18 protein-coding genes and 1 pseudogene are annotated in these 21553 nt (G+C 44.8%); 9 read left to right on the top strand and 10 right to left on the bottom strand.

Annotation, left to right across the window (positions count from 1 at the left end):
• Positions 1–7: 7 nt before the first annotated feature.
• The 4 genes from DMO16_RS18815 to DMO16_RS18800 all read right to left on the bottom strand — a co-directional run bounded on the left by DMO16_RS18815 (position 8) and on the right by DMO16_RS18800 (position 5927).
• Entirely contained in the window at positions 8–826 is an 819-nt protein-coding gene (locus DMO16_RS18815; protein ID WP_129479339.1) for a sugar phosphate isomerase/epimerase family protein, read from the bottom strand.
• A 213-nt stretch (positions 827–1039) separates the two neighbouring features.
• Positions 1040–2065 (bottom strand): LacI family DNA-binding transcriptional regulator, encoded by a 1026-nt coding sequence (locus tag DMO16_RS18810; RefSeq protein WP_061974142.1) that lies wholly within the window; start codon positions 2063–2065, stop codon positions 1040–1042.
• A 627-nt stretch (positions 2066–2692) separates the two neighbouring features.
• Positions 2693–3403 carry a LytR/AlgR family response regulator transcription factor gene (locus DMO16_RS18805; RefSeq protein ID WP_129479337.1) on the bottom strand — a complete coding sequence of 237 codons (711 nt, stop codon included), beginning with the start codon at positions 3401–3403 and terminating at the stop codon, positions 2693–2695.
• 4 nt (positions 3404–3407) lie between these two features.
• Positions 3408–5927 carry a substrate-binding domain-containing protein gene (locus DMO16_RS18800; RefSeq protein ID WP_129479335.1) on the bottom strand — a complete coding sequence of 840 codons (2520 nt, stop codon included), beginning with the start codon at positions 5925–5927 and terminating at the stop codon, positions 3408–3410.
• 213 nt (positions 5928–6140) lie between these two features.
• On the opposite strand from DMO16_RS18800, the gene DMO16_RS18795 reads away from it, so the two are divergent.
• Positions 6141–6719: a hypothetical protein gene (locus DMO16_RS18795; RefSeq protein ID WP_129479333.1), complete on the top strand. Its 579-nt coding sequence runs from the start codon at positions 6141–6143 to the stop codon at positions 6717–6719.
• Between the two features lie 100 nt (positions 6720–6819).
• Entirely contained in the window at positions 6820–7683 is an 864-nt protein-coding gene (locus tag DMO16_RS18790) for an alpha/beta fold hydrolase (protein ID WP_129479331.1), read from the top strand.
• A gap of 65 nt (positions 7684–7748) precedes the next feature.
• Here the strand turns inward: DMO16_RS18790 and DMO16_RS18785 are convergent, their stop codons facing one another.
• From DMO16_RS18785 to catA, 5 genes are all read right to left on the bottom strand, one after another.
• Positions 7749–8930 carry a DUF4129 domain-containing protein gene (locus DMO16_RS18785; RefSeq protein ID WP_129479329.1) on the bottom strand — a complete coding sequence of 394 codons (1182 nt, stop codon included), beginning with the start codon at positions 8928–8930 and terminating at the stop codon, positions 7749–7751.
• The gene (locus DMO16_RS18780) at positions 8902–9978 is read right to left on the bottom strand and encodes a DUF58 domain-containing protein (protein WP_164988961.1); all 1077 of its coding nucleotides are present in this window, start codon (positions 9976–9978) and stop codon (positions 8902–8904) included. Before DMO16_RS18780 ends, DMO16_RS18785 begins: the two co-directional genes overlap by 29 nt.
• A gap of 113 nt (positions 9979–10091) precedes the next feature.
• The gene (locus tag DMO16_RS18775; RefSeq protein ID WP_206738130.1) at positions 10092–11018 is read right to left on the bottom strand and encodes an AAA family ATPase; all 927 of its coding nucleotides are present in this window, start codon (positions 11016–11018) and stop codon (positions 10092–10094) included.
• A gap of 181 nt (positions 11019–11199) precedes the next feature.
• Entirely contained in the window at positions 11200–12114 is a 915-nt protein-coding gene (locus tag DMO16_RS18770) for a fumarylacetoacetate hydrolase family protein (protein ID WP_129479322.1), read from the bottom strand.
• Between the two features lie 24 nt (positions 12115–12138).
• On the bottom strand, positions 12139–12786 hold the full coding sequence (catA, locus tag DMO16_RS18765; RefSeq protein ID WP_129479320.1) for a type A chloramphenicol O-acetyltransferase: 648 nt from the start codon (positions 12784–12786) through the stop codon (positions 12139–12141).
• Positions 12787–13158: 372 nt separating this feature from the next.
• Between catA and DMO16_RS18760 the strand changes: the two genes are divergently transcribed.
• From DMO16_RS18760 to eat, 5 genes are all read left to right on the top strand, one after another.
• The gene (locus DMO16_RS18760; protein WP_241840600.1) at positions 13159–14562 is read left to right on the top strand and encodes an ethanolamine ammonia-lyase reactivating factor EutA; all 1404 of its coding nucleotides are present in this window, start codon (positions 13159–13161) and stop codon (positions 14560–14562) included.
• A gap of 27 nt (positions 14563–14589) precedes the next feature.
• Positions 14590–15960: an ethanolamine ammonia-lyase subunit EutB gene (locus DMO16_RS18755; protein WP_129479316.1), complete on the top strand. Its 1371-nt coding sequence runs from the start codon at positions 14590–14592 to the stop codon at positions 15958–15960.
• 13 nt (positions 15961–15973) lie between these two features.
• Entirely contained in the window at positions 15974–16687 is a 714-nt protein-coding gene (gene eutC, locus DMO16_RS18750) for an ethanolamine ammonia-lyase subunit EutC (protein ID WP_061974097.1), read from the top strand.
• Entirely contained in the window at positions 16688–16834 is a 147-nt protein-coding gene (locus DMO16_RS24665) for a hypothetical protein (RefSeq protein WP_206738129.1), read from the top strand.
• Positions 16835–16992: 158 nt separating this feature from the next.
• The gene (gene eat / locus DMO16_RS18745) at positions 16993–18351 is read left to right on the top strand and encodes an ethanolamine permease (RefSeq protein ID WP_129479314.1); all 1359 of its coding nucleotides are present in this window, start codon (positions 16993–16995) and stop codon (positions 18349–18351) included.
• Positions 18352–18569: 218 nt separating this feature from the next.
• Here eat and DMO16_RS18740 read toward each other — a convergent pair.
• Positions 18570–18731 (bottom strand): annotated as a pseudogene (locus DMO16_RS18740) (zinc-binding dehydrogenase); the annotation flags it as partial.
• Between the two features lie 356 nt (positions 18732–19087).
• Between DMO16_RS18740 and DMO16_RS18735 the strand changes: the two are divergent.
• Entirely contained in the window at positions 19088–19939 is an 852-nt protein-coding gene (locus tag DMO16_RS18735) for a MurR/RpiR family transcriptional regulator (protein WP_129479312.1), read from the top strand.
• A 110-nt stretch (positions 19940–20049) separates the two neighbouring features.
• Complete coding sequence (locus DMO16_RS18730; RefSeq protein WP_129479310.1) at positions 20050–21540, top strand: amino acid permease; 1491 nt, start codon at positions 20050–20052, stop codon at positions 21538–21540.
• Positions 21541–21553 lie beyond the last annotated feature (13 nt).

Raw genomic sequence — 21553 nt, 5'->3', positions numbered from 1 at the left:
AACCTCCCTATCTATTAACTTTTTCAAATTGAGTCAAATACTCGCGGCTGATCGTTGCTCCTTTTTTCGGATCCTCATATTGATCCAGTTCAATAATGATCCAGTCATCATAGCCCGCGTCATCCAGAAGGCGAATCATTTGGTCAAACTTTTGTACTCCTTCACCAAGAGGGACAAACGCGCCATCGCGGTAATCTTTCAAATGAATATATTTGATGCGGTTGATGTATTTTTTGATCACTTCAACCGGGTCCCCTCCGCCTGCTTCTATATGGGCGGTATCAGGGCAAAGATTGATGGTCGTCAGCGGCATTAGCTTGTCCAGTTGATCCGGTGATTGAACAATCGTTCCCAAATGAGGATGGTAGCTCGGGATGAGGCCGTATTTTTCCGCAAGCGCTGCAACCTGGTTTAGTGCCTCCCCCAGTTGACGGTAGTCGCTGTCCAATATTCCGTTCGCCCGGACGGCTCCCCCGCCAACAACGAAATGCCGTGCCCCCAGCTCTGAAGCGAGTGATGCTGCTTCCTCCAGCCGGAGCAGCTCTTCAGTCCAAATATCCGGGTAGATAAAGTTAGCGCCTGCGTATACCCCGACAAACTCCAGGGAATGCCGCTTGATCAATTCCTTGAACGCTTCCTTTTGATCCTTGTATTCCATCAGGTTTCCATCAAAGAGTTCAAACCCTTTAAAACCTGCATCCTTAATGTCCTGTAACGCTTCCTCTGTTGATCCATTGGCCAGATAGAATAAATCTTTTATGGACGTAACTCCTGCCGGATGGCCGACGACTCCGCCCCATGTATTTGTTTGATATCCGAGTTTCATTGTTTTTCCCCCTTAATTGATGGTTTTTAAGATTCATGATTGGGAAGCAGAATACCGCCAACACCACCTCCTTAAGGATGTTTAGTAACGTTTACATTCTTTTCCCAGGTTTTTTCAGCATTTATCGGTCCACTCCACTGTAAACGTTTACAGTCGTTTCAAAAATTTTTGGCTCTTCTTTGCCTATTCATTTGGGAGCTGATTCGTAAACGTTTACATCTGGCGTTTACTGATGGTGCTTAGCTTTTGGCATGAATCCCGGGTGATGATTTGGTTTTCCAAAATGTACTGGGTTTTGGTTTTGCTGAACCTCTGTTTTGTCATCAGCCTTAGCAGCAGATCCATCGCTTTCGTTCCGATTTGGAATGCCGGCTGAGCTACAGTAGTCAGTGCGGGTTTAAAAATGGCTGAAAACTGTATGTCATCGAACCCTATAATTGAAATATCCCTTGGGACCGATAATCCCTTCTGTTCGGCCGCGTTAATGGCACCGAAGGCCATCTCGTCATTCGCTGCAAATACCGCGGTTGGAGTTTGGCTGTACGCCAGCAGCTTCAGCATCATGTTAAAGCCGGTTTCGTAGGAAAAATCCCCTTCCTGAACCAGTTCAGGTTCAACCTTTACGTTGTACTGGGCCATTGCCTGGTAGAAGCCCTTTAGCCGGTCGCGCCCAAGCACACTGTTCATCGGGCCTGAAATGAGCCCGATTTTCTTATGACCCAGATGGATCAGGTACTCAGTCGCTTTGCGTGCACTGCTTACATTATCGATGGATACGGTGGGTACGTTGACACCTTCTAAGTACTCGCAGGCTAGAACCACAGGATACTCCAGGGCAATTTTCTCAACGATCTTCGCCTCAATCCCAGCCGTCAGCAGGATCATCCCGGCAGCTTTTTTTTGGCGGAGGATATTCAGGTATCCTTTACCCCGCTCCGCATTGTTGGCCGAGTCGCCAAGAAGAACCTGGTATCCATTCTCGATGGCGACCGATTCTATGCCTCTCAACACCTTTGAAAAAAAGGTATTCGTTATATCCGGGACTACAACCAATATCGTGGTCGTTTCCGACAGCCTCAACTGGCGGGCTGCTGCATTGGGCTGGTAGTTTAATAGCTCAATCACTTTCATGACCTTTTTCATCGTCTCTTCTGCTACTGTTTCCGGTTTGCTCAGCACCCTGGACACCGTAGCAATCGATACATTTGCCTGCTCAGCTACATCTCTTATCCCTGCCATATCTAGACTCTCTCTTCTGTTTTTGTGTTTCGTCAGACTATCTATAACGGCATTGTAATCGCATACATTTCGGTTGTCTAACCGCTTTCAAACCGCTTTTTCTTCCATTCGGACCAGGTGTTTTAATATTCGAACGTCTAATTAATCCCGCGAAACAAAAAAACCACAAATTTAAAAAAATAAAAAAGGAGCTGTCCAAGAAGTCTGGAAGCCGTTGATTTTCGTTCCAGGGAGCTCGCTTTCCGTGGGGCGTGCGGTGAGCCTTACCGGCGTGAACGCCTACCTTTTGGCGCATACGCCTGCGGTACCGGTGCTAGCACCTCCTTAGTCTCACCTGTCACGCTAGTCCCACAGGACAAGGAACGCTGCGGCAGCGGTGCATCGCACGAAGAAAATGTGATTTTCATTTTCGAGGATCTCGAGCCTTCCACTTCAATCAACTTTTCATGGAAGCTTTTTACGCAAAAAAGAACTGCCTGAAGGTCAATTTCTGACTTTCAGGACAGCCCTTTCTATAATGAACGGTTGGACAGAAGAATCGTTGTTTTGGACAGTAAATCTCAAATTTTGGCCAGTAAGTTCTCGATTTCCGATTGTATTTCCGTGTTCAACCTATTTTAAGTGATCTTATAACGCCTTATACCGCTGCAGTTCGTCGACTTTATGCTTGGAAATCTTTGCGGTTTCACCGTAGTCCTTAAAATAGGCTTTGTACATTTGTCCGGCTGCTTCAATCCGCACGAGATGCTCCGCGTTGATGATATATGACCGGTGTGATGCCTGGAACCTCGAATCCAGAGCCACTTCCAAACTGGCCAGCGGTTCGTTCGTCTCATAGGATTTGTTTTGCGTATGAATGACAGACTTGCGGTCCATCCGTTCAATAAACAAAATGTCGTCCAACGGGATAAAAATGATGTTTCTCTGCTGCTTGATCTTCAGGTCCTTTTTAGCGGGCTGCACTCTCTCACCCTGTGAATAAATCACCTGTGCTGCCCTATCCAAAGCTCCGTACAGGCGGTTCCGTTCGATCGGTTTCATAATATAGTCCACCGCCTTCACTTCGAATGCCTCAAGAGCGTAATCGTCGTGTCCCGTAATAAAAATCACCTGCATGGACGGCTGGAATTCCTTGCACGCCTTGACAGCTTCCATTCCATTTAACAAAGGCATGCCGATGTCCACCAATGCAATATCCGGCTTTTCACTGGCGGCATATTGAATTAATTCCTCCCCGTTTTTTGCTTCTCCTGCAATATGGTAATCAGGCAGACTGTCGATAAACAGTTTAAGCAGTTTTCTTGAAGAAGCATCATCCTCAGCAATCAGCACTTTCATCTCATCATCTCCCTTTTTCCTGCAGTGCATTTTGGATCCTTTCCGGTACCTCCATGTTATACACGAGCTTCCAGGCCTCAAGCATGTTCCTTTGGGTCACCTTTAATGCCGGCACCGCGACATAAGGCGGTGCCTGTCGGCCAAGAAGGGCGTAACCTGCCAAAATGGCTTCGGCCACTCCCTGTTGATACGGAAGTTGGGCGCCCAATCCTTTAATCAGTCCGTCACGAGCCATGTCCAGAGCAACATGGATACCAAGATCTGTCGTTGTGATGACCAAATCGTCTCTTCCTGCCTTGCGGGCCGCGGTCATCGCCCCTTCAGCTGGTATGTCCCATACGACAAACAAGCCATTCAGATCGGGATGCCTGTCCAACAGACCGGTAGTGGCTTCTTCTCCGCCGTCCGGACCTTTGATTCCCACACGTTCGACAATCCGGATGCCGGGATAGTGTTCCTTGATTGTTTTTTCAAAGGCTGTGGTCCGCTGCCGAGTGGAAAAGAAATCGCCTTCATAGTAAATGACTCCAATTGAGCCCCTGCCTTTCAGCTGCTCACCCATGATATGGGCGGACTCCTCACCGTTTCCATAGTGGTCGGCGGAGACGATGCTGACATAATCCTCGCCATGCTTCAGTCCTTCCGGTGTGTTTTCCATAAAAATCAGCTTGATGCCGGACTGTGCCGCCTTTTGGTAAGCTTTTGCCGTCTTGATCGAATCGACAGGAATACATACAAGGATATCCGGTTGTTTGGCAACGATTTCATCAATATCAGCCACTTGCTTTTCCCAGTTAAATTCTGCATTGGTAACGGCAATGACCTCAATTCCCATTCGTTCAAATGTTACGGTTAATCCTTCCACCTGAGTTCTTGCCCAATCATTCCCGGCATAATGCATGGAAATGGCAGCCCGATACTTTTTCTCATTGATTTTCTTCAGGTCCTCCAGGGAGAGCTGCAGCGTTTTTGCCGATACGGCTTGCTCACCATGCGGGCCTGTGCTGTAAATTCTCGCATCCGGTATATTTTGGTGAATGGTATTGTTCAGCACATCATTGATTACATTCAGAAATCCCTTTACATTGATCGGCTTCGTGACATAATGATCGAATCCCCTGTCAAGCGCCTGCTGTATGTTTCCGGAAGCTGCCATGGAGCTAACAGCAATGACCGCTGCATCCTTGGCCGCGTCTGAGGCTCTGATGATGTCGATCATTTCATAGCCATCCATGTCAGGAAGGTTAATATCCAGTAAAATCAGGTCTACTTTTTCCTGTGCCAGCAGGGACAGCCCTTCTTTCGCCGTCCGGGCAACAAGAAGATTATACGCAGGCTGTGGGTTAAGAATTTTTTGGACAAGATGAATATTAGATTCATTGTCTTCAATATAGAGCAACCGGTAAACGTCAGTTTTCTCCATATTCGTGCCGTCGGGTTCCACGTTTTCTCCCCACCTGACTCCTGTCTTTAGGTTAGGAGGGACGGGCAGAGTGACCTTGAAATTGCTTCCTTTTCCTTTCGTGCTCGTCACAGAAATCTTTCCATCCATCAGATTGACAAGCTGTTTGACCAGCGAGAGTCCAATCCCCGTCCCCTCCTCCTTTGAACCTTCAATTCGATAAAAAGGAACAAACACTTTATTATACTCGGAGGCTGAGAAACCGACTCCTGTATCCTCCACCTGGATCACCTGATTATCGCCTTCCTGGTGACAGTAGAGATACACCTTTCCAAATTCCCGGTTATATTTGATCGCATTATTCAACAGGTTAAGGAAGATCTGCTTCAGGCGTACAGGATCCGCCAGCACCCGCATCGTCGCATTGGAATGATCACGCTGTACATCGATCGTAATATTCTTCTTCTTAGCCATCGGTTTAACAATCTTAACGCATTCCTGGAGAACCGTTAGAAGCTCAACTTCAGTAATGGCTATCTTCAAGTTGCCAGTTTCGATGCGTGATAGATCCAGTACTTCATTAACCAACTCCAGCAGGTGCCTTCCGCCATTTAGTATTTCCTGTACAAAATCATACTGGGTGTCCGTTAAGTCCTCTTCCAATTCCAAAAGCTGAGCAAATCCCAGTATGCCATTCAGTGGCGTCCGGAGCTCATGGCTCATTTTTGATAGAAAGTCGGATCGCGCCATCGCATGGGCCAACTTTCTTTCCTGCTCTTTTTGCAGTGTGATGTCCGTACATATCCCCACCACTTGTGATACTGTTCCTTGATGGGCCACAGGCCGGAGACTGGTGAGGTACTCTTTGTCCCGATAGTGAATTTCGTATTCCACATACTCTCCATTCCACGCCATTTTATAATATTCATGGATAATATAAGCCAGATCTGGAGCATCCTTATACATGTCAAAAACGGTTTTTCCGGTAATCTCCTGGCCCCCATGGATTTGGTCCAGCAAAGCCCCATGAGAATACGAATAGACAAATTGTTGGTTTCTTTTCGAAAATATAAAAATCATTCCTTTGTCTTCACGATTTGCCTTAGATACATACTCTGCCATCGTGTACACCTCCCCTCGCCTGTTTTTAAGGATTTATCTTCTGTAAACGTTTTCTTCCTCTATTATAAAATCGCATCTCTGGTTCGTCTAATCCATATATTGCCTAAGACCTATTTCCTCAATTTCGAAGACAACATATGATGTTAACTAAAAGGAAAAACCTCACAGAAAAGGAATATCTTTAAAATGAAGTTGAAACGGGGGCTTTTGAAGATGAGTAAAAAATGGGTATTAGCTGTACTCTGTATAGGGGTCATTGTGGTGATTTACTTTTTTGTTTCACGGCCATCGAGTCCGGCCAGCCCCGCTCCTCCTGACATTCCTTCCACATCCCTCGAAGAACAGGTCTGCCAAAGAGTGGCTGAACAGGATGGTGACTGCAAAGGCATTCGTTTGTTTGATGCTGATTCACATCTGGTTTTTGCGGAAAGCAGTACAGGGATTACTCCCGCGTTGACCAATAATGCGTATACCGAATTTAAAAAGTTCATTTACCCGATGCTGAATTTCCAAGAATTTAACGAGGAGCGTGGCGACAGAGGCCCGATTATCTGGCAGGTGAAAAATAAGGTCCAAAAGAATTTATCCATCATATACGGGTTTGCCGAGGACGAGGCTAAGACCATCGTCATTAACAGTGAAGGCCATGTACAGCCAAACCGCTTTTTCGTCCGGGATAACCTGTGGGTGTGGTATGCGACTTTTCAAAAAGATGAAGTAAAGTTGCCGGTGAAGGTGACCGTTTATGATGCAAAAGGTAACGTTATTTCTAGTGGTGATGAAGAAGAATAATAGGTAAACGAGCGTATAAAAGCAACGCGTTTTCCCAACAGAAACTGCAGTTTATCCGTCCATTTCAACAGGGTAATAGGAATGCAAGGAGGAGATTGCGTTGTTTGAACATTTCGCATTAAAACAAATACAAACCAATGAAGCCACACTGCGTGTCCGCATTGGCGGAGAGGGACCACCGCTGCTGCTGCTTCATGGCCATCCCCAGACTCATGTCATGTGGCATAAAACAGCACCCCCTTTGGCCGAACACTTTACGGTGATCGCTCCTGATTTAAGAGGATACGGCGGAAGCTCGAAGCCACAAACGGATGAGAACCACTATCCTTATTCCAAGCAGGCCATGGCAAAGGATATGGTATCGCTCATGAATCAGCTTGGCTATAACCAATTTGCCGTAGCGGGCCACGACCGGGGCGGCAGGGTCGCCTACCGGTTAGCCCTTGACGAACCCGAAAAGGTGACAAGGCTGGCAGTCCTCGACATCGTACCAACCGGAGAAGCTTTCCGCAGGACGACGATGGACTTTGGCATGGGCTACTTTCATTGGTTCTTTCTGGCCCAGCCTTACGACCTTCCAGAAAAAATGATTAGTGAAAACCCAGAACACTTTTACTTCAACGGCAAAAAGGATCTGTTTGACCGGGCAGCACTTCGGGATTATATGCGGTGGATCAACGAGCCAGGAACCATCCATGCGATGTGCGAGGATTACAGGGCAGGTGCCTCGATTGATTATGAGCTTGATGAAGCAGACCGGGGAAATAAAAAAATCCAATGCCCTACTCTTGTGCTCTGGGGCAAAAAAGGAATGCTCCCACGCTGGTATAATGTGCTTGACGTTTGGCAGGACTGGGCGACCCACGTCGAAGGCAGGGATCTCGACTGCGGGCACTATCTTGCGGAAGAAGCGCCAAATGAAACATATGAAGAGCTTTGTCGTTTTTTTCGCAAAAGGGAATAAAGACAGTTTAAACAATCGTTTAAAAGCAGTGCCATTTCCCATCAGAAATTGCATTGCTTTTAGCATTACTTCTCTTTTGAAGCTCTTTTTATTTCCTTTTTCAACTCTGAGATATTTCTTTTATATACGTCCAGTTCCTGTTTTGTAAGTGGATGCTCACCATATCGTACCTTTCTGTATAAATCCGCAATCTCTCTTTTCATTTCCGACTTATAATCCATTCGACCAAACCAGTCTTCAACCGTTTCCTCCCGCTTCCTTCCCAACCCATATTTAAAAAGGGTTTGATCCAGTTGGTAAAGCAACTTGCGTGCCGGGTCAGACGGACGAGAATTTCGCAAATAAGAATGATTATAGACAGGTTGAGGGCTTAGGATGCTGCGGAAAACAGAGTTATCCTCTCCATTCCCCCCTGGCCTCCTTATTTTTCTTCGGAATAAATAGAGGCAAACAGCTGCAATGACGAATACGATTAAGGCAATAAGAATCCATTCATGATTGCCGTTTTGTTGAATCATCACTTGAATTTCAGAGGGTTGATTTGGATTTGCTTTTTTCCAGGCAGCATCGAAATCGTTCATTAATTGATCATCTGCTGATAGCTTTCTAAAAATATAATAGAAGACCGGCCCCACAAGAAAAGCAAGAAGCTTTGCACCAAGGCTTAAAAGATAAAGAAAAGTAAACTTGATATAGTTGAAAAGAAGCAAACCAGCCAGTCCTATCATCAAGAAAACGATCACCTTTTTAGCTTTTAGGGACTTTGCTGCAGCTAAAGGGACTTTAAATAAAAGAAAGTAAAACAACTGAAAAAGAATAATTCCGATCAACCATTCTTTTTTAGCGAACATCGGATTTAATACATACAAGGAAAAACAGAGAATCATGGTAATAAAAAGAATGGCCTCCGCTTCTTCCTTTGATCTCTTCCCATAATTCTCATACACCCGCCAATTGATCACGGAACCCAGCAAGATGGAAAGCAGCAAATGTATGCCTAAAAAATGCGACAAAGCGATGCCAAACAGCGAAGTCAGGATAATGTGACCATAAGTTAGTTTTTTCTTTGCTTTGGTCAGGACCATCAATAAAGGTACCGCGCCGGCAGCATATATGCCAAGAAACGTTAAAAGCGGCGCAAACTCATCATGATGCAGATAAAATAGCGATAACAAGGTGAACACTAAAAAGGCATCATATAAATAATAAAAATAAAACCTACCTGCCAGCGACCATGTCGTTTTCATTCGCTCTCCTCCATGACCTTAAATATGCGCCATCTTCTATATCTTGCTTTTCGGCTAAATAAATCCTGCTTCCGTTCTTTCTCCAGTTGACGAAATGCCGTTCTGAGAGCTGGTCTTTCTCACCAAAATAAAATAAGGTGGTGGAAGGGGCCAAGCGCGCGTCGATCGACAAAAGGAATCGCTTGTTTGGTACTTTTATCGATGAATGATCTAGTCTTGCAAGGATTTCCATCGTCCGCCCTAAATGCTCTTTCCCCTTACTGACATCCAGGTGAAAGGCGGAATGCTTACCTGGAATTTGTACGTTAATGAACATCTCATACGGGATATTTTTTGAAGTGGCATACTGGCACAAATAGGCTAAATAGCTGATGTTCTGTTCTATGCTTTGTTTGCTCAGCGTTGTCTTGATTTCCCCTAAATTTAAAATAAAGGACCAGCTTACCATTGTTGTTTTTTCAAAGACTTTCGTTTGCAATACATCCATCTTGGAGGAGAGCTTCCAATGAATTCGATTGAAGGAATCTCCCGAAACGTAATCTCTTGATCCAAACGGTTGACTTGTATCTTCGAAAAGCGATGAAGATAAAGGATATTCACCCAAGGTCATCTTTTCGATGTGTTCGATCCCTACTATTTTTGTGGGGTTTGGATAAACGACGACTTCTGTATGATAAATAGTATCAAACGTAAGATGGATCGTATTTAAACCTACGAGATCTTTCATTTGAACGGTGATATCTTTTATTCGGGAAACCCCGCGTTTCATTGAGGTGAACGGAACCGTGATTTCTGCCGCTTGATTGGGCAGCAAATGGATTTGAGGAGTATTGTGATTTTCGTCCCATAGCCTGATCACATCATTGAAAAAGTAATCCAGCTTTGCATGATGGATAGGGATGGTCCCTGTATTTCGCAGTAAAAAAGAAAAGCTGTCTTGTTCATCAGGAAAAAGCCGGATTGTGTGTTTGTTATTCTCTAATACGAGTGCAGTTGGAACGTGCTTTGTATAATACTTTGCAAAAAAATAAAGAGAAATTAAAACCATTCCTGCAAAAAATATCAGGACGGAATCTGTATAAAAGCTCAATAAAACAAAAATTGTAACAATAATAGGAATGCCTCCTAACAGCTTAGAGCTTACAATTCTTATTCTCCACCTCATTGAGGTGATCCGCTTTCAACAGGAACATGAACTTCATTGAGGATATCGGTGACGATTTGTCTCTTTGTCTTTCTCATAGCTCCCTCAACCGATAAGACGAGGCGGTGAGGAATTACATGGGGAGCTATATTTTTAACATCCTCCGGAATCACATACTCTCTCCCTTGCAGGTAAGCTTTGCCCTGACAGGCTCTCATCAATGCCAACGTCCCCCTTGGACTAATTCCTACCTCAACATATTGAGATTCACGCGAGTGTTGAACGATATCTAAAATGTAGTCCTCAATACTTTCCGAAACCAGGACGTTTTGAACTTCCTCCTGGCAGCGTTTAATCTCCTCCAGCGTCAGCAGAGTCTCAATGGTATGTAATGGCTCATTTCCTCTATGTACATTCATGATTCGCTTTTCTTCCTGCCGGGTGGGATATCCCACTTGAATTTGCATAAAGAAGCGATCCAACTGAGCTTCCGGAAGTGGAAAGGTTCCTGAGGACTCTATAGGATTTTGGGTAGCAATCACAATAAAAGGAGAGGGTAATTTGACCGTTTCCCCATCAATCGTAACCTGTTTCTCCTCCATTACCTCCAGCAAACTGGATTGAGTCCTCGGATTGGCCCGGTTGATTTCATCCGCAAGCAGCACATTGGTTACAACCGGACCAAGTCTCAATTGAAAGGTTCTTTCCTTTGGGTCAAAAAATTGGATTCCAATGACATCGCTGGGAAGAAGGTCGGGAGTAAACTGGATCCGTTTAAAATCGCCTCCAATGACTCTGGCCATACTTTTTGCCAGCATGGTTTTACCCGTACCCGGCACATCTTCTAATAGAATATGTCCTTTATTCATAATAGAAATCAGCATCAATTCTACGATGTTATCTTTTCCTATAATCACTTTACTAATTTCATTTTTTATCTTCATTACATCGAGCACAATTCATCCACCCTTAAGAATAACTAGATTTTTCAACATTTATCCTAGATTAATTATTTTTCAGTGATTTCATCTTCTAGTTTTTAAACAAGCGTTTAAATCCTTTCACCAAAAGAAAGAAGTCTGCTAAGAATAAAATGCCATCACTTGGATGGCACTTTATTTTTTATTAGTTTTGCGTCACTGCTTTATCAGCTTGATTTTTTGCTTTCGTTACCTTTAGGTCCTCAACTTTATTTATCAATGGTGTAAAGCCATCAATCTGGCATTCTACGATATCCCCGTCCCTAATAACCACTGCACCTGGTGTCCCTGTTGAAATAATGTCTCCTGGCAGCAATGTCATCACTTTTGAATGAAAGGATACAAGGTCCCAAGGCCGGAAAGTCATGTTGGCCACCACATTTTTCCGATGCACTTTACCATTTATAATCGTCGAGACGTTCAATTTATGGACATCTTCAACTTCATCAGGAGTTACGAGCTCCGGACCAAAGCTAAAGAATGTATCGAAACTTTTTGATCGTGTTAGATACCGGGGATTTCTCTGAAGAATATCTTCTGCCGTCATATCAATAATCGTCGTATAACCCGCTACAACCGACTGAGCATCTTCCTCAGAAATATCTTTGCATTCCTGTCCAATAATGATTCCAAGCTCCGCCTCTGCTGTTGTTCTTTCCGATTGTAAAGGAACCTGAATCGTATCATTATATCCAATAATGGTGGTATCAGGCTTCATGAAGCTGGCTGGTTCACTATTCGGCGCCTTTTCACTAAGGTCTGATGCATGTTCCACATAGTTTAAACCAATCCCCCATATCTTTCCTGGATGTTTATATAGAGGTGCATATCTTAGTTGCTCTCTCGGAATCACTTCACACACCTGCTCGAGCTCTTCACTGTCCTTTGCGTCATACCAATCTGTTAGTTGGGTGAGCCGGTTAGACTGAATGATTTCAAAAATCCTAGTTTCAAATCGTTGTTGAAACTGTTGATTGATCGTTTCTATTGAGATGGCTCCATTGTTTGTTATAACAGCAGCCTTCTCTTCCCCGTCTATTACTAAAGTTGATAATCTCATATACATCCCCTCTACCTTTTATTTTTAAAAGATCCATTCCTCACATCGATCAGCCAGCTCCTGAACCTCATTAATAAACAAACTCACATGATAGCCGTCGCAGACCGCATGATGCATTTGTACGGCTAATGGAAAAAGTGTTTTACCGTCCTGGTTAAAATACTTTCCGCCTGTTAGGATGGGCAATAAATAGTTGTTGTCTTCATTAATATTCAAGTTGAATCCTGTAAAACTGACCCACGGTACCATGGAGATCGGAAAGGTGTTTGGAGCTTCATGGCTTTTCGTGAAAAAGCCATGGACATCGCCATATCGCTTCATATCTTCATTAAAGTTATGATGAAATACAGAAAAATCCGGCGAAAACTCTGTCCATATGCTGGAGAAGGTTTTGGTATCGTTGTGGAAGATCGTATAACTCGGCAGCATGTGATCCCAATAGCCCAATACACCGTTGTTGAAGCACGTTCGAAATTCGGTATGTGCATTCACTACCTTACTGACCATGTAAATAAATGCAGGGTAAAACTTGAGTTTTTTGGTCTGAAGCCTTTCTATCAACTTCGTAATAACAATATTCGCCGTTACGCTATAGCTGCACTTTTGGCTTAAATAATGTTCATAATAGGGAGCTCGATCCCAATTTCTCCGATCATTGATATGAAATGCCATTTGATTTGCCTCCTAAAATGTAATTTTGCGATTTTAGGAGGCGAACTTAACTGCTTTGACCATTTCCCTCACCTCTACTCTTTACTTTCAACATGAATGGCAGGATACCTTTTAACGCAATAAGTCTGGGAGTATCATCCCAAACGGATATAGGCTTTACTACCTGTTTCGTTCCCTTGCTAAAACATGTTAGACTGCTAGAAAGCGGTTACATCTCGTCAAATCTGTCACTATTTTAACTTTTGTAACCTTTTTCACATGAAAGTTTGTTAGATTTTGTGACACAGTTAGTGAAAGATGTCGGAAATCTGTACTATGATAGTCAACATATTCAAAAGGAGATGAAAAATTGGTGATATGACCCGGCAATGGATGACAAGCATAGGATTAGATATTGGAACAAGCACAACCAAACTGATAATCAGTGAGCTGTTGATTGCACAATCACACGATCAGTTCACGCTGCCAGGCTGTCAAATTATCGACCGCCGGGTGACGTATGCCAGTTCCATCTATACCACCCCTATGGTAAACGAAGTTGAAATTGATGTAGAGCAATTAACGCAGTTGCTACAGAAGGAGTACAAACAAGCCGGGGTCACCCTGGAGCAAGTCCATGCGGGAGCGGTTATCATTACAGGCGAAAGTGCCCGCAAGCAAAATGCGGAGAAAATCGTTCATTACCTGGCGGAGCATGCCGGAAACTTTGTGGTCGCGACAGCAGGAGCCGATTTGGAAGGCGTGCTGGCCGCCAAAGGATCAGGAGCCATCGAACGCTCCACTCAAACCGGCGAAATAATCGCAAATATCGATGTGGGTGGCGGCACAGCCAACATTGCTTTATGTCAGGACGGAAAAGTCATTGAGACGTTCACCCTTCATGTGGGCGGAAGACAGATTCGTCTGGATAAGGACGGCCAAGTGACCTACGTCTCTTCCTATTTGACTGAATTTTTAGAAAATAGTTCGAATCATTTGAGGAAAGGAGAAAAGGCGAGCTTCGAACAACTCTCTTCCATCTGCCAGCTGATGGCGGAAGAAACGGTCAATTACGTCAAAGGAAGCAGGAAAGCCTCTTCCCTGCTCGTGTCCCCTCATACGAGGTCCGCGATCCAGCCCGATATCCTGCTCGTGTCAGGCGGCGTGGGAGCCATGACGAAAGGGAAAAAGCCGGAAACGTTAGAGGAAGTGACCGTGCACGGAGATATCGGCCCGCTTCTCGCCTATCATTTTCAAGCTCTGGGTGTGTCACAGGCGACGGAAACCTCACGTGCAACCGTCATTGGTGCCGGTATGCAAAATACAGAAGTGAGCGGATCAACCGTCTATATCAAGTCCGACCGGCTTCCGCTAAAAAACGTTCCGATCGTGAACGTACCGGTGCAACTGGAAGACGAGTGGGAGCCCGAGCGGTTTCAAGAACGGGTTCAACAGGCATTAACACAGGCTTCCACCCTTTTTAGCGAGGATGATCCTCCGGTTGCTCTGGCGTTATCTCACTTTCCATACTGCAGCTATACAATGCTTCAGCAGTTGACAAAAGTTATCCTTGCTGAATTTACCGCTTGTTTTAAGGAAGCAAAGTGCCTTGTCGTCCTATGTGAACAGGATATCGCAAAAGCGTTGGGGCAGGCCCTCGCCAAACAGAGCAAAGCGCTCGATATCATTTGTCTGGATCAGATTGATTTTACACATGGAGACTTTATCGATTTAGGATTGCCAGTCGCAGGAGAAGCTATTTCCGTCTCGGTAAAAACCCTGGCTTTTTCATCCTAATCCAAACCACTTTCAAGGAGACTGACCATGTATAAAACGACGACCTTACTAGGAGAAACCTTTTCATTTCATAGTCTGAAAGAAATCATGGCAAAAGCAAACGAAGAACGTTCCGGAGACGAATTAGCAGGAATCAGCGCCGGCTCCATGAAAGAACGGATGGCCGCCAAGCAGGTGCTGGCGGATCTTACGCTTTCCGAAATTCGGAATTACCCTCTGCTCAGTCCCGATAAAGACAACGTATCCGCACTCATCGAAAATCAGCTCGAAGCTGCCGTTTATGAAATCATCAAAAACTGGACCGTCGCCGAGCTGAGGGAATATATCCTGTCCGACCAGCACGTCAGCGATGATCTGTTAACTCTCAGCCAAGGATTGAGCAGTGAAATGATTGCCGCTACCGCCAAAATCATGTCCAATCTGGATTTGATTCAGGCTGCTTCCAAAATTGAAGTGCAAACCACCTGCCAGACGACCATTGGCCAAAAAGGAATTCTCGCTTCCAGAGCCCAGCCCAATCACCCGTCTGATAACATCAAGGGCATGAGAGCTTCTTTATATGAAGCTCTGAGCTACGGAATCGGTGACGCGGTGATTGGAATCAATCCCGTCATTGACACGACCGACAACATCTATGCCCTTCTGCATGAAACGAAAAATGTGATCAATGAATGGTCGATTCCCACCCAAAACTGCGTGCTGTCCCATGTGACCAGCCAGATGAGAGCGATCGAAAAAGGCGCGCCTGCCGACCTGATTTTTCAAAGTCTCGCTGGTACCGAAGTTGGCAATGATTCGTTTGGCATCTCCCTTTCCATGCTGGATGAAGCGACCGCTTTGATCAAGGAAAAAGGAACAGCAGCCGGCCCGAACCGTTGGTATTTTGAAACCGGCCAGGGCTCGGAACTCTCATCTGAAGCTCACTTTGGCATTGACCAGGTGACACTTGAAGCCCGGTGCTACGGCCTCGCCCGCCATTATAAGCCGTTCATCGTAAACACCGTGGTCGGCTTCATCGGACCGGAATATTTGTATAACAGCAAGCAGGTCCTACGGGCAGGTCTCGAAGATCATTTTATGGGCAAAATGCACGGCCTGCCGATGGGCGTTGACGTCTGCTACACCAATCATATGGATGCCGACCAAAATGACATGGACAACCTGAGCATGCTGCTCGGAACCGCAGGAGTCAATTTTGTGATCGGCGTACCGATGGCCGATGACTGCATGCTGAATTACCAGTCCCTGAGCTATCACGACATCGCCACCGTCCGCCAGGTGCTCGGCCAGACCCCTGCTCCCCTCTTTGCGCTGTGGCTTGAAGAGCAAGGCATCACGCAAAATGGCCGCTTTACCTCCAAGGCTGGCGATCCGACGATTTTTATGAATTTAACGTAAGGAGTGGCTTATCATGTTGGCAAATTCAAAACGAGATCCGCTTGAAACGCTCAAACAATTCACCCCTGCCCGCATCGGTGTCGGCCGGACAGGAACTCGGCCCTTAACCAAGGATGTGCTTCAATTTCGTACCGATCACGCCGCTGCTGTCGATTCGGTATACGGCACCGTGCCTGACAAAATCCTGTCCGAATTCAACCTTTTCTCGGTTACCACACAAGTAGAATCCATGGAACATTACTTAAAACGGCCCGACCACGGAAGATTATTGGCCGACGATGCAAAGGCCTTCCTTCAGAAAAACTGCCTGCAGGCACCGGAGGTACAGGTCGTTGTGTCGGATGGATTAAGCGCAAAGGCCATTGAAGAAAACCTGAGTGACGTTTATCCGGCATTGATCGATTCCCTGGAATCCTACAACCTCCAGATTGGAACCTCCTTTTTTGTCAAAGGAGGGCGTGTCGCCTGCATGGATGAAATCGGCGAGATATTAAAGCCAAAAGCCCTTGTCCTTTTGATCGGGGAACGGCCGGGACTGATGAGTGCCGAATCGATGAGTGCCTATATGTGCTACCAGCCGGGCAAAGGTAAAAAGGAATCCGATCGCATGGTCATTTCCAATATCCATAAACGGGGAACGCCTCCGATTGAAGCAGCCGCCCATATCGGAACCTTGATTGACAAGATGCTTCAGCAGCAAACGAGCGGTGTGCACCTCATTGTTTAAGTGCGATTTCGTTGTCTTTGGAAGTGGTTGATTTCCGTTTCAGGGGCGCTGAGCCTTACCGGCGTAAACGCCTACCTTACCGGCGTAAACGCCTACCTTACCGGCGTAAACGCCTACCTGGTCTCATCTGTCCCGCTTTTCCCGTAGGACAAGGAAAGCTTCGGCAGCGAGACATCGCACGAAGTAAATGTGAAATTCATTTTCGAGGAGTCTCGCACCTTCCACTTCAATCAACTAATCAATGAAGACTTTTTGAAACAAAAGTCCCCAAATCCTAAGTAAACACAACTAAAGGAGGAGTAGAGATGGCGCTACAAAAACAGTTAAAGCCGATTCATTTATGGGCAATTTCAGTAGGGATGGTAATCTCGGGGCAATACTTCGGATGGAACTATGGATTTGAACAGGGTGGGATTATCGGACTTGCGATTGCTACGCTGATTGTCACTGTTTTTTACACGACCTTTATGTTCAGCTATGCAGAGCTCTCCACCTCCATTCCCCAAGCCGGCGGTCCTTCCGCGTATGCGAGACGAGCCATGGGACCGTTTGGCGGCTATATGGCAGGCATGGCCTGTCTGCTTGAATTCATATTCGCGCCTCCAGCCATTGCGGTATCAACAGGCGCGTACATTCACTTCCTCATTCCGGCTGTGAACCCGGTGTACGCCACGGTCGGAGCATTTATTTTCTTCATCCTATTAAATCTGATCGGTGTTAAGGAAGTTGCCGTCATTGAGCTTACCGCTACCATTCTGGCACTGATCGGCTTGTCCATCTTTTATGTGGCGGGCCTGCCTCATGTGGAGGCTTCTAACATCTTGAACGACAACTCCTTTCTGAATGGACCGACAGGTGTCCTGGCCGCTATCCCGTTTGCCGTCTGGTTTTACCTGGCGATTGAAGGCGGAGCGATGGCTGCGGAAGAAGTAGAGAATCCTAGAAAAGACATTCCGAAAGGTTTTATTGGTGCGATCATCACTTTAGCTACAGCTACATTATTTACGCTTTTTGTTACCGCCGGTCTTGGCGGAGGAAACGGTAAGCTTGCCGATTATCCCCTTCCCCAGGCGCTGTCCTCCGTATACGACAACGGCCTTTCAACCGTTTTGGCCATCATCGGATTGTTTGGCCTGATCGCCAGCTTGAACGGCATCATCATGGGCTTCTCCAGACAGACGTACGCCCTGGCACGGGATGGCTACTTCCCGAAGTTCTTGGCCAAAACGAACAAGAAAGGCGTTCCGGTCGGCGGCCTCTTGATTCCTGGAGCCATCGGTGTGATCTGTGCAGGCTCAGCGAGCTTCGCCAACGCGCTCATCATCCTTTCTGTCTTTGGAGCAATGATGATGTACTGCATCAGCATGGTTTCCCTCTTCATTCTTCGTAAAAAAGAACCCCAGCTGGCACGTCCATTCAAGGTAAAGTATCCGGTTGTGCCAAGCATTGCCCTGATCCTCGGATTGGTGTGTTTGTACAGCATCATTAAATACAGCGTATTGACCACCAATATGATGCTGTTTGGCGCATCGGTCCCTTTGATCTATGTGATTCTCGGTATTTTCCTAGTTTCTCTGGTCTACTATGTGCTGTATGGATCTGCCCGGCTTAAGAGACAAGCGAATGCTTCGTATGCGGAGGAAGAGGGAGTTTCGGTGAATTAGAACCTGAATTAAAAAAAGGAAAAGATACACCCGTACCGGAGGATGGTACGGGTGTTCTTCCCTCTATTCATATGGTTTCTTTGCAGGATCGCATCTTTTCCCTTTATTTAAAATGGAATAACCCTCAATCCCGGCTCGCCCATAAAAAGTCTTTGTCATTGAACCAACTGAAGAACAAGTCTAGTATGATATATTCGGGTAAAATTTGTTAAGGTGTTTCATTCATCTTTTATGGATCTCCATAAAAGGAAAGGAACCCTTGAATACAAGGGATAATCGTTGTTAGATAAAACGATTTTGCCTAATGCCTTCCTGGACTCCAGGTAATCGTGCGCTTTCGAGACTTCATCAAACGTAAAGCAGATGGAATCAACGAGCGGGCGAGCTTCCCCTCCTCAACTACTTGGCCAACTCTTTTCAAAATCTCACCATGATATTTTCGCCCTTAAGTTTAGCTTTGGGGAGTAGTAGGAGCTCCAATAGCTGATCGGGAAGAAGAAGGACCAATGATGGTTCCTGCTTCTTCTTTTTCGTTTGTCTAGTTATTAAACATTTGTTTAATTAACAGTAAAATGGCGCTGTGTTCTAGCAATCACATTTCGTCATAAAAATCAAAATAGTCAAAAAATATCCTTCTTTTTGTATTGTTATTGTGGTAGTGTAGTAACAAATGAAGGATATAATGCAACGATGATTAACTAAGAAGGAAATAATTCACATTTGAAGGGAGTATTTGATGGACCAGATTCCTTTTAAACTTTTAGTAAAAGAAAAATTTCCCCATTTATCAGCTGGGCAGAAAAAAGTAGCGAATTACCTGATCGAAAATCTGGATGAGGCCGTCTTTAAAACAGCTTTTCAGATTGGACGGAAAGCGGAGGTAAGTGAAACGACGGTTATTCGGCTTTCTTACGCATTAGGATTTGAAAGTTTCAGTAAAATGCAGGATAGAATTCAAGAACAGTTGCTACATCCCGCTGAAATAGAGAGATTTGATAATAATTATCGTGAGCAGCCAGATGAGAATGATCCATTTACCAAGGTAATAGAAAGCGAAGTTCATATTCTAAGGAATCTGTTAAATCATACGAGCATACAGGACATATGGGAAACGGTGGATGTGTTATTACAAGCGGACCAAATATTAATTGCCGGGCATCGGATTTCCCATGCCGCAGCTTATTGGTTTTCCTATACGCTAAGCTCTTTAAGGGAAAACGTATATTTAAGTTCACCTGCAGGAGATTTTTTAGAAAAGTTTTGTAATCTCACTGACAAGTCAGTGGTCGTTGTTTTTTCTTTTCCGAGATATGCCCAGGAAACGTTAAAAATCGCTGAAACTGCAAAGAAACATGGGATTAGTTTAATATCCGTTACAGACCGTCTCCTTTCACCTGTTGGAAGTATTTCTGATATTACACTGACGACAGAAGAAAATGCGGAGACCGGAACCAATTCAATGGCGTCCGTTATTAGCTTATTAGACTTGATTATCGCGGGCATTTATGAAAAAGACAAACAACGGATTAAAACTCGTCAGCAAAAATTAGAAAACCTGTATTCAAGCTATGAAGTATTTAGTGAATAACATACTGCCAAGGATATTACACTGCGAAAGAATCCCGCAGTAGTTACTAAAACCATAAGGCTAGAGAACAATGACATTCACAATAAAAATCCAAGAAAGAGGTGTAATTTATGCAAAATTCCCCACTTGCAAACCAAATCGATGTACAAGCTGTTCAAACAGTTTCCGGAGAAAAACCTTTAGAACGAAAGCTTAAAACAAGACATCTTTCCATGATAGCAATCGGCGGAACGATTGGAACCGGTCTTTTTGTAGCAAGTGGATCAATTATTAATACAGCGGGTCCCGGTGGAGCTATAGCAGCCTATTTGATTGCCGGCATTATGGTTTACTTCCTGATGACAAGCTTATCTGAAATGGCAGCTTTAATTCCTATTACTGGCTCGTTTAGCACATACACTTCTAAGTTTGTTGATCCTGCCTTAGGATTCGCGGTCGGCTGGAACTATTGGTATAACAATGCGATTGTTGTAGCCCTTGAATTAGCAGCATCGGCGTTAATTATGAAATATTGGCTGCCATCTGTTCCAGGCATTGTATGGAGTTCCTTATTTCTTGCCATCATTTTTGGTCTAAATATTTTATCGGTAAAAGGGTATGGCGAATCTGAGTTTTGGTTTTCATTGATAAAAGTTTTTACGATTATCGTGTTTATAGCAGTTGGGCTAATGATGATCCTTGGAATTATGGGTGGACATTCCGCGGGATTTGAAAACTTCACTAAAGGAGAGGCACCGTTTAAAGGAGGCTTTTTATCCATATTGGGCGTCTTTATGGTCGTTGGATTTGCCTTCCAAGGTACAGAGTTAGTCGGAATTGCAGCAGGAGAGAGTGAAAATCCAAGAAAGAATATCCCGAAAGCCATTAAACAGATTTTCTGGAGACTTCTCTTGTTCTATGTATTGGCCATTATCGTCATTGGATTTTTGATCAGCTATGATGATCCGCGTTTGCTAAATTCGGATATTGATAATATTGCCGTGAGTCCATTTACACTTGTGTTTAAAAATGCAGGGCTTGCCATCGCTGCCTCTGTTATGAATGCAGTCATTCTTACCTCTGTTTTATCGGCAGGCAATTCCGCTATGTACGGTGCTTCTCGCGTCCTATGGGTACTGGCGAAGGAAGGGAAAGCTCCTGCATTTCTGAAAAAAGTAAATGCAGGCGGCGTTCCAGCAAACGCTGTATTCTTTTCGACCATTATCGGGATGACTGCTTTTCTAACTTCTCTTTTTGGAGAAGGAACGGTTTATACGTGGTTATTAAATGCCGCAGGATTATCCGGCTTTCTATCCTGGCTAGGAATTTCCATTACACACTATCGTTTCAGGAAAGCTTATACTGCGCAAGGAAGAGATTTAAATGATCTGCCTTATGTAGCGAAAGGGTTCCCATTCGGCCCATTTTTAGCTACGGTTTTGTGTATGACAGCCATTCTTGGACAAAATTACTCCGCTTTCTTTGGGGCAAACATCGATTGGTATGGCATTTTAGTTTCTTACATCGGACTTCCTTTGTTTTTACTGGCGTATATCGGCTATAAACTCGTCAAGAAAACGAAAATGGTTCCATTGCAGGACGCTGACTTCAGCCATGAATAAATTTTTTAAGGGG

Source organism: Fictibacillus sp. S7, from assembly GCF_004127935.1.
Lineage (GTDB): Bacteria > Bacillota > Bacilli > Bacillales > Fictibacillaceae > Fictibacillus_C > Fictibacillus_C enclensis.
The sequence above is the reverse complement of the archived record's forward strand: the minus strand, read 5'-3'. Positions and strand labels throughout refer to the sequence as shown.

Excerpts from the sequence above, each read along its gene's own strand:
- DMO16_RS18780 (WP_164988961.1), bottom strand. The coding sequence starts at position 9,978 with ATGGTTTTAATTTCTCTTTATTTTTTTGCAAAGTATTATACAAAGCAC.
- DMO16_RS18770 (WP_129479322.1), bottom strand. The coding sequence starts at position 12,114 with ATGAGATTATCAACTTTAGTAATAGACGGGGAAGAGAAGGCTGCTGTT.
- DMO16_RS18735 (WP_129479312.1), top strand. The coding sequence starts at position 19,088 with ATGGACCAGATTCCTTTTAAACTTTTAGTAAAAGAAAAATTTCCCCAT.
- DMO16_RS18760 (WP_241840600.1), top strand. The coding sequence starts at position 13,159 with ATGACAAGCATAGGATTAGATATTGGAACAAGCACAACCAAACTGATA.
- DMO16_RS18800 (WP_129479335.1), bottom strand. The coding sequence starts at position 5,927 with ATGGCAGAGTATGTATCTAAGGCAAATCGTGAAGACAAAGGAATGATT.
- DMO16_RS18815 (WP_129479339.1), bottom strand. The coding sequence starts at position 826 with ATGAAACTCGGATATCAAACAAATACATGGGGCGGAGTCGTCGGCCAT.
- catA (WP_129479320.1), bottom strand. The coding sequence starts at position 12,786 with ATGGCATTTCATATCAATGATCGGAGAAATTGGGATCGAGCTCCCTAT.
- eat (WP_129479314.1), top strand. The coding sequence starts at position 16,993 with ATGGCGCTACAAAAACAGTTAAAGCCGATTCATTTATGGGCAATTTCA.
- DMO16_RS18775 (WP_206738130.1), bottom strand. The coding sequence starts at position 11,018 with ATGAAGATAAAAAATGAAATTAGTAAAGTGATTATAGGAAAAGATAAC.
- eutC (WP_061974097.1), top strand. The coding sequence starts at position 15,974 with ATGTTGGCAAATTCAAAACGAGATCCGCTTGAAACGCTCAAACAATTC.
- DMO16_RS18810 (WP_061974142.1), bottom strand. The coding sequence starts at position 2,065 with ATGGCAGGGATAAGAGATGTAGCTGAGCAGGCAAATGTATCGATTGCT.
- DMO16_RS18795 (WP_129479333.1), top strand. The coding sequence starts at position 6,141 with ATGAGTAAAAAATGGGTATTAGCTGTACTCTGTATAGGGGTCATTGTG.
- DMO16_RS18730 (WP_129479310.1), top strand. The coding sequence starts at position 20,050 with ATGCAAAATTCCCCACTTGCAAACCAAATCGATGTACAAGCTGTTCAA.
- DMO16_RS18805 (WP_129479337.1), bottom strand. The coding sequence starts at position 3,403 with ATGAAAGTGCTGATTGCTGAGGATGATGCTTCTTCAAGAAAACTGCTT.
- DMO16_RS18755 (WP_129479316.1), top strand. The coding sequence starts at position 14,590 with ATGTATAAAACGACGACCTTACTAGGAGAAACCTTTTCATTTCATAGT.
- DMO16_RS18785 (WP_129479329.1), bottom strand. The coding sequence starts at position 8,930 with ATGAAAACGACATGGTCGCTGGCAGGTAGGTTTTATTTTTATTATTTA.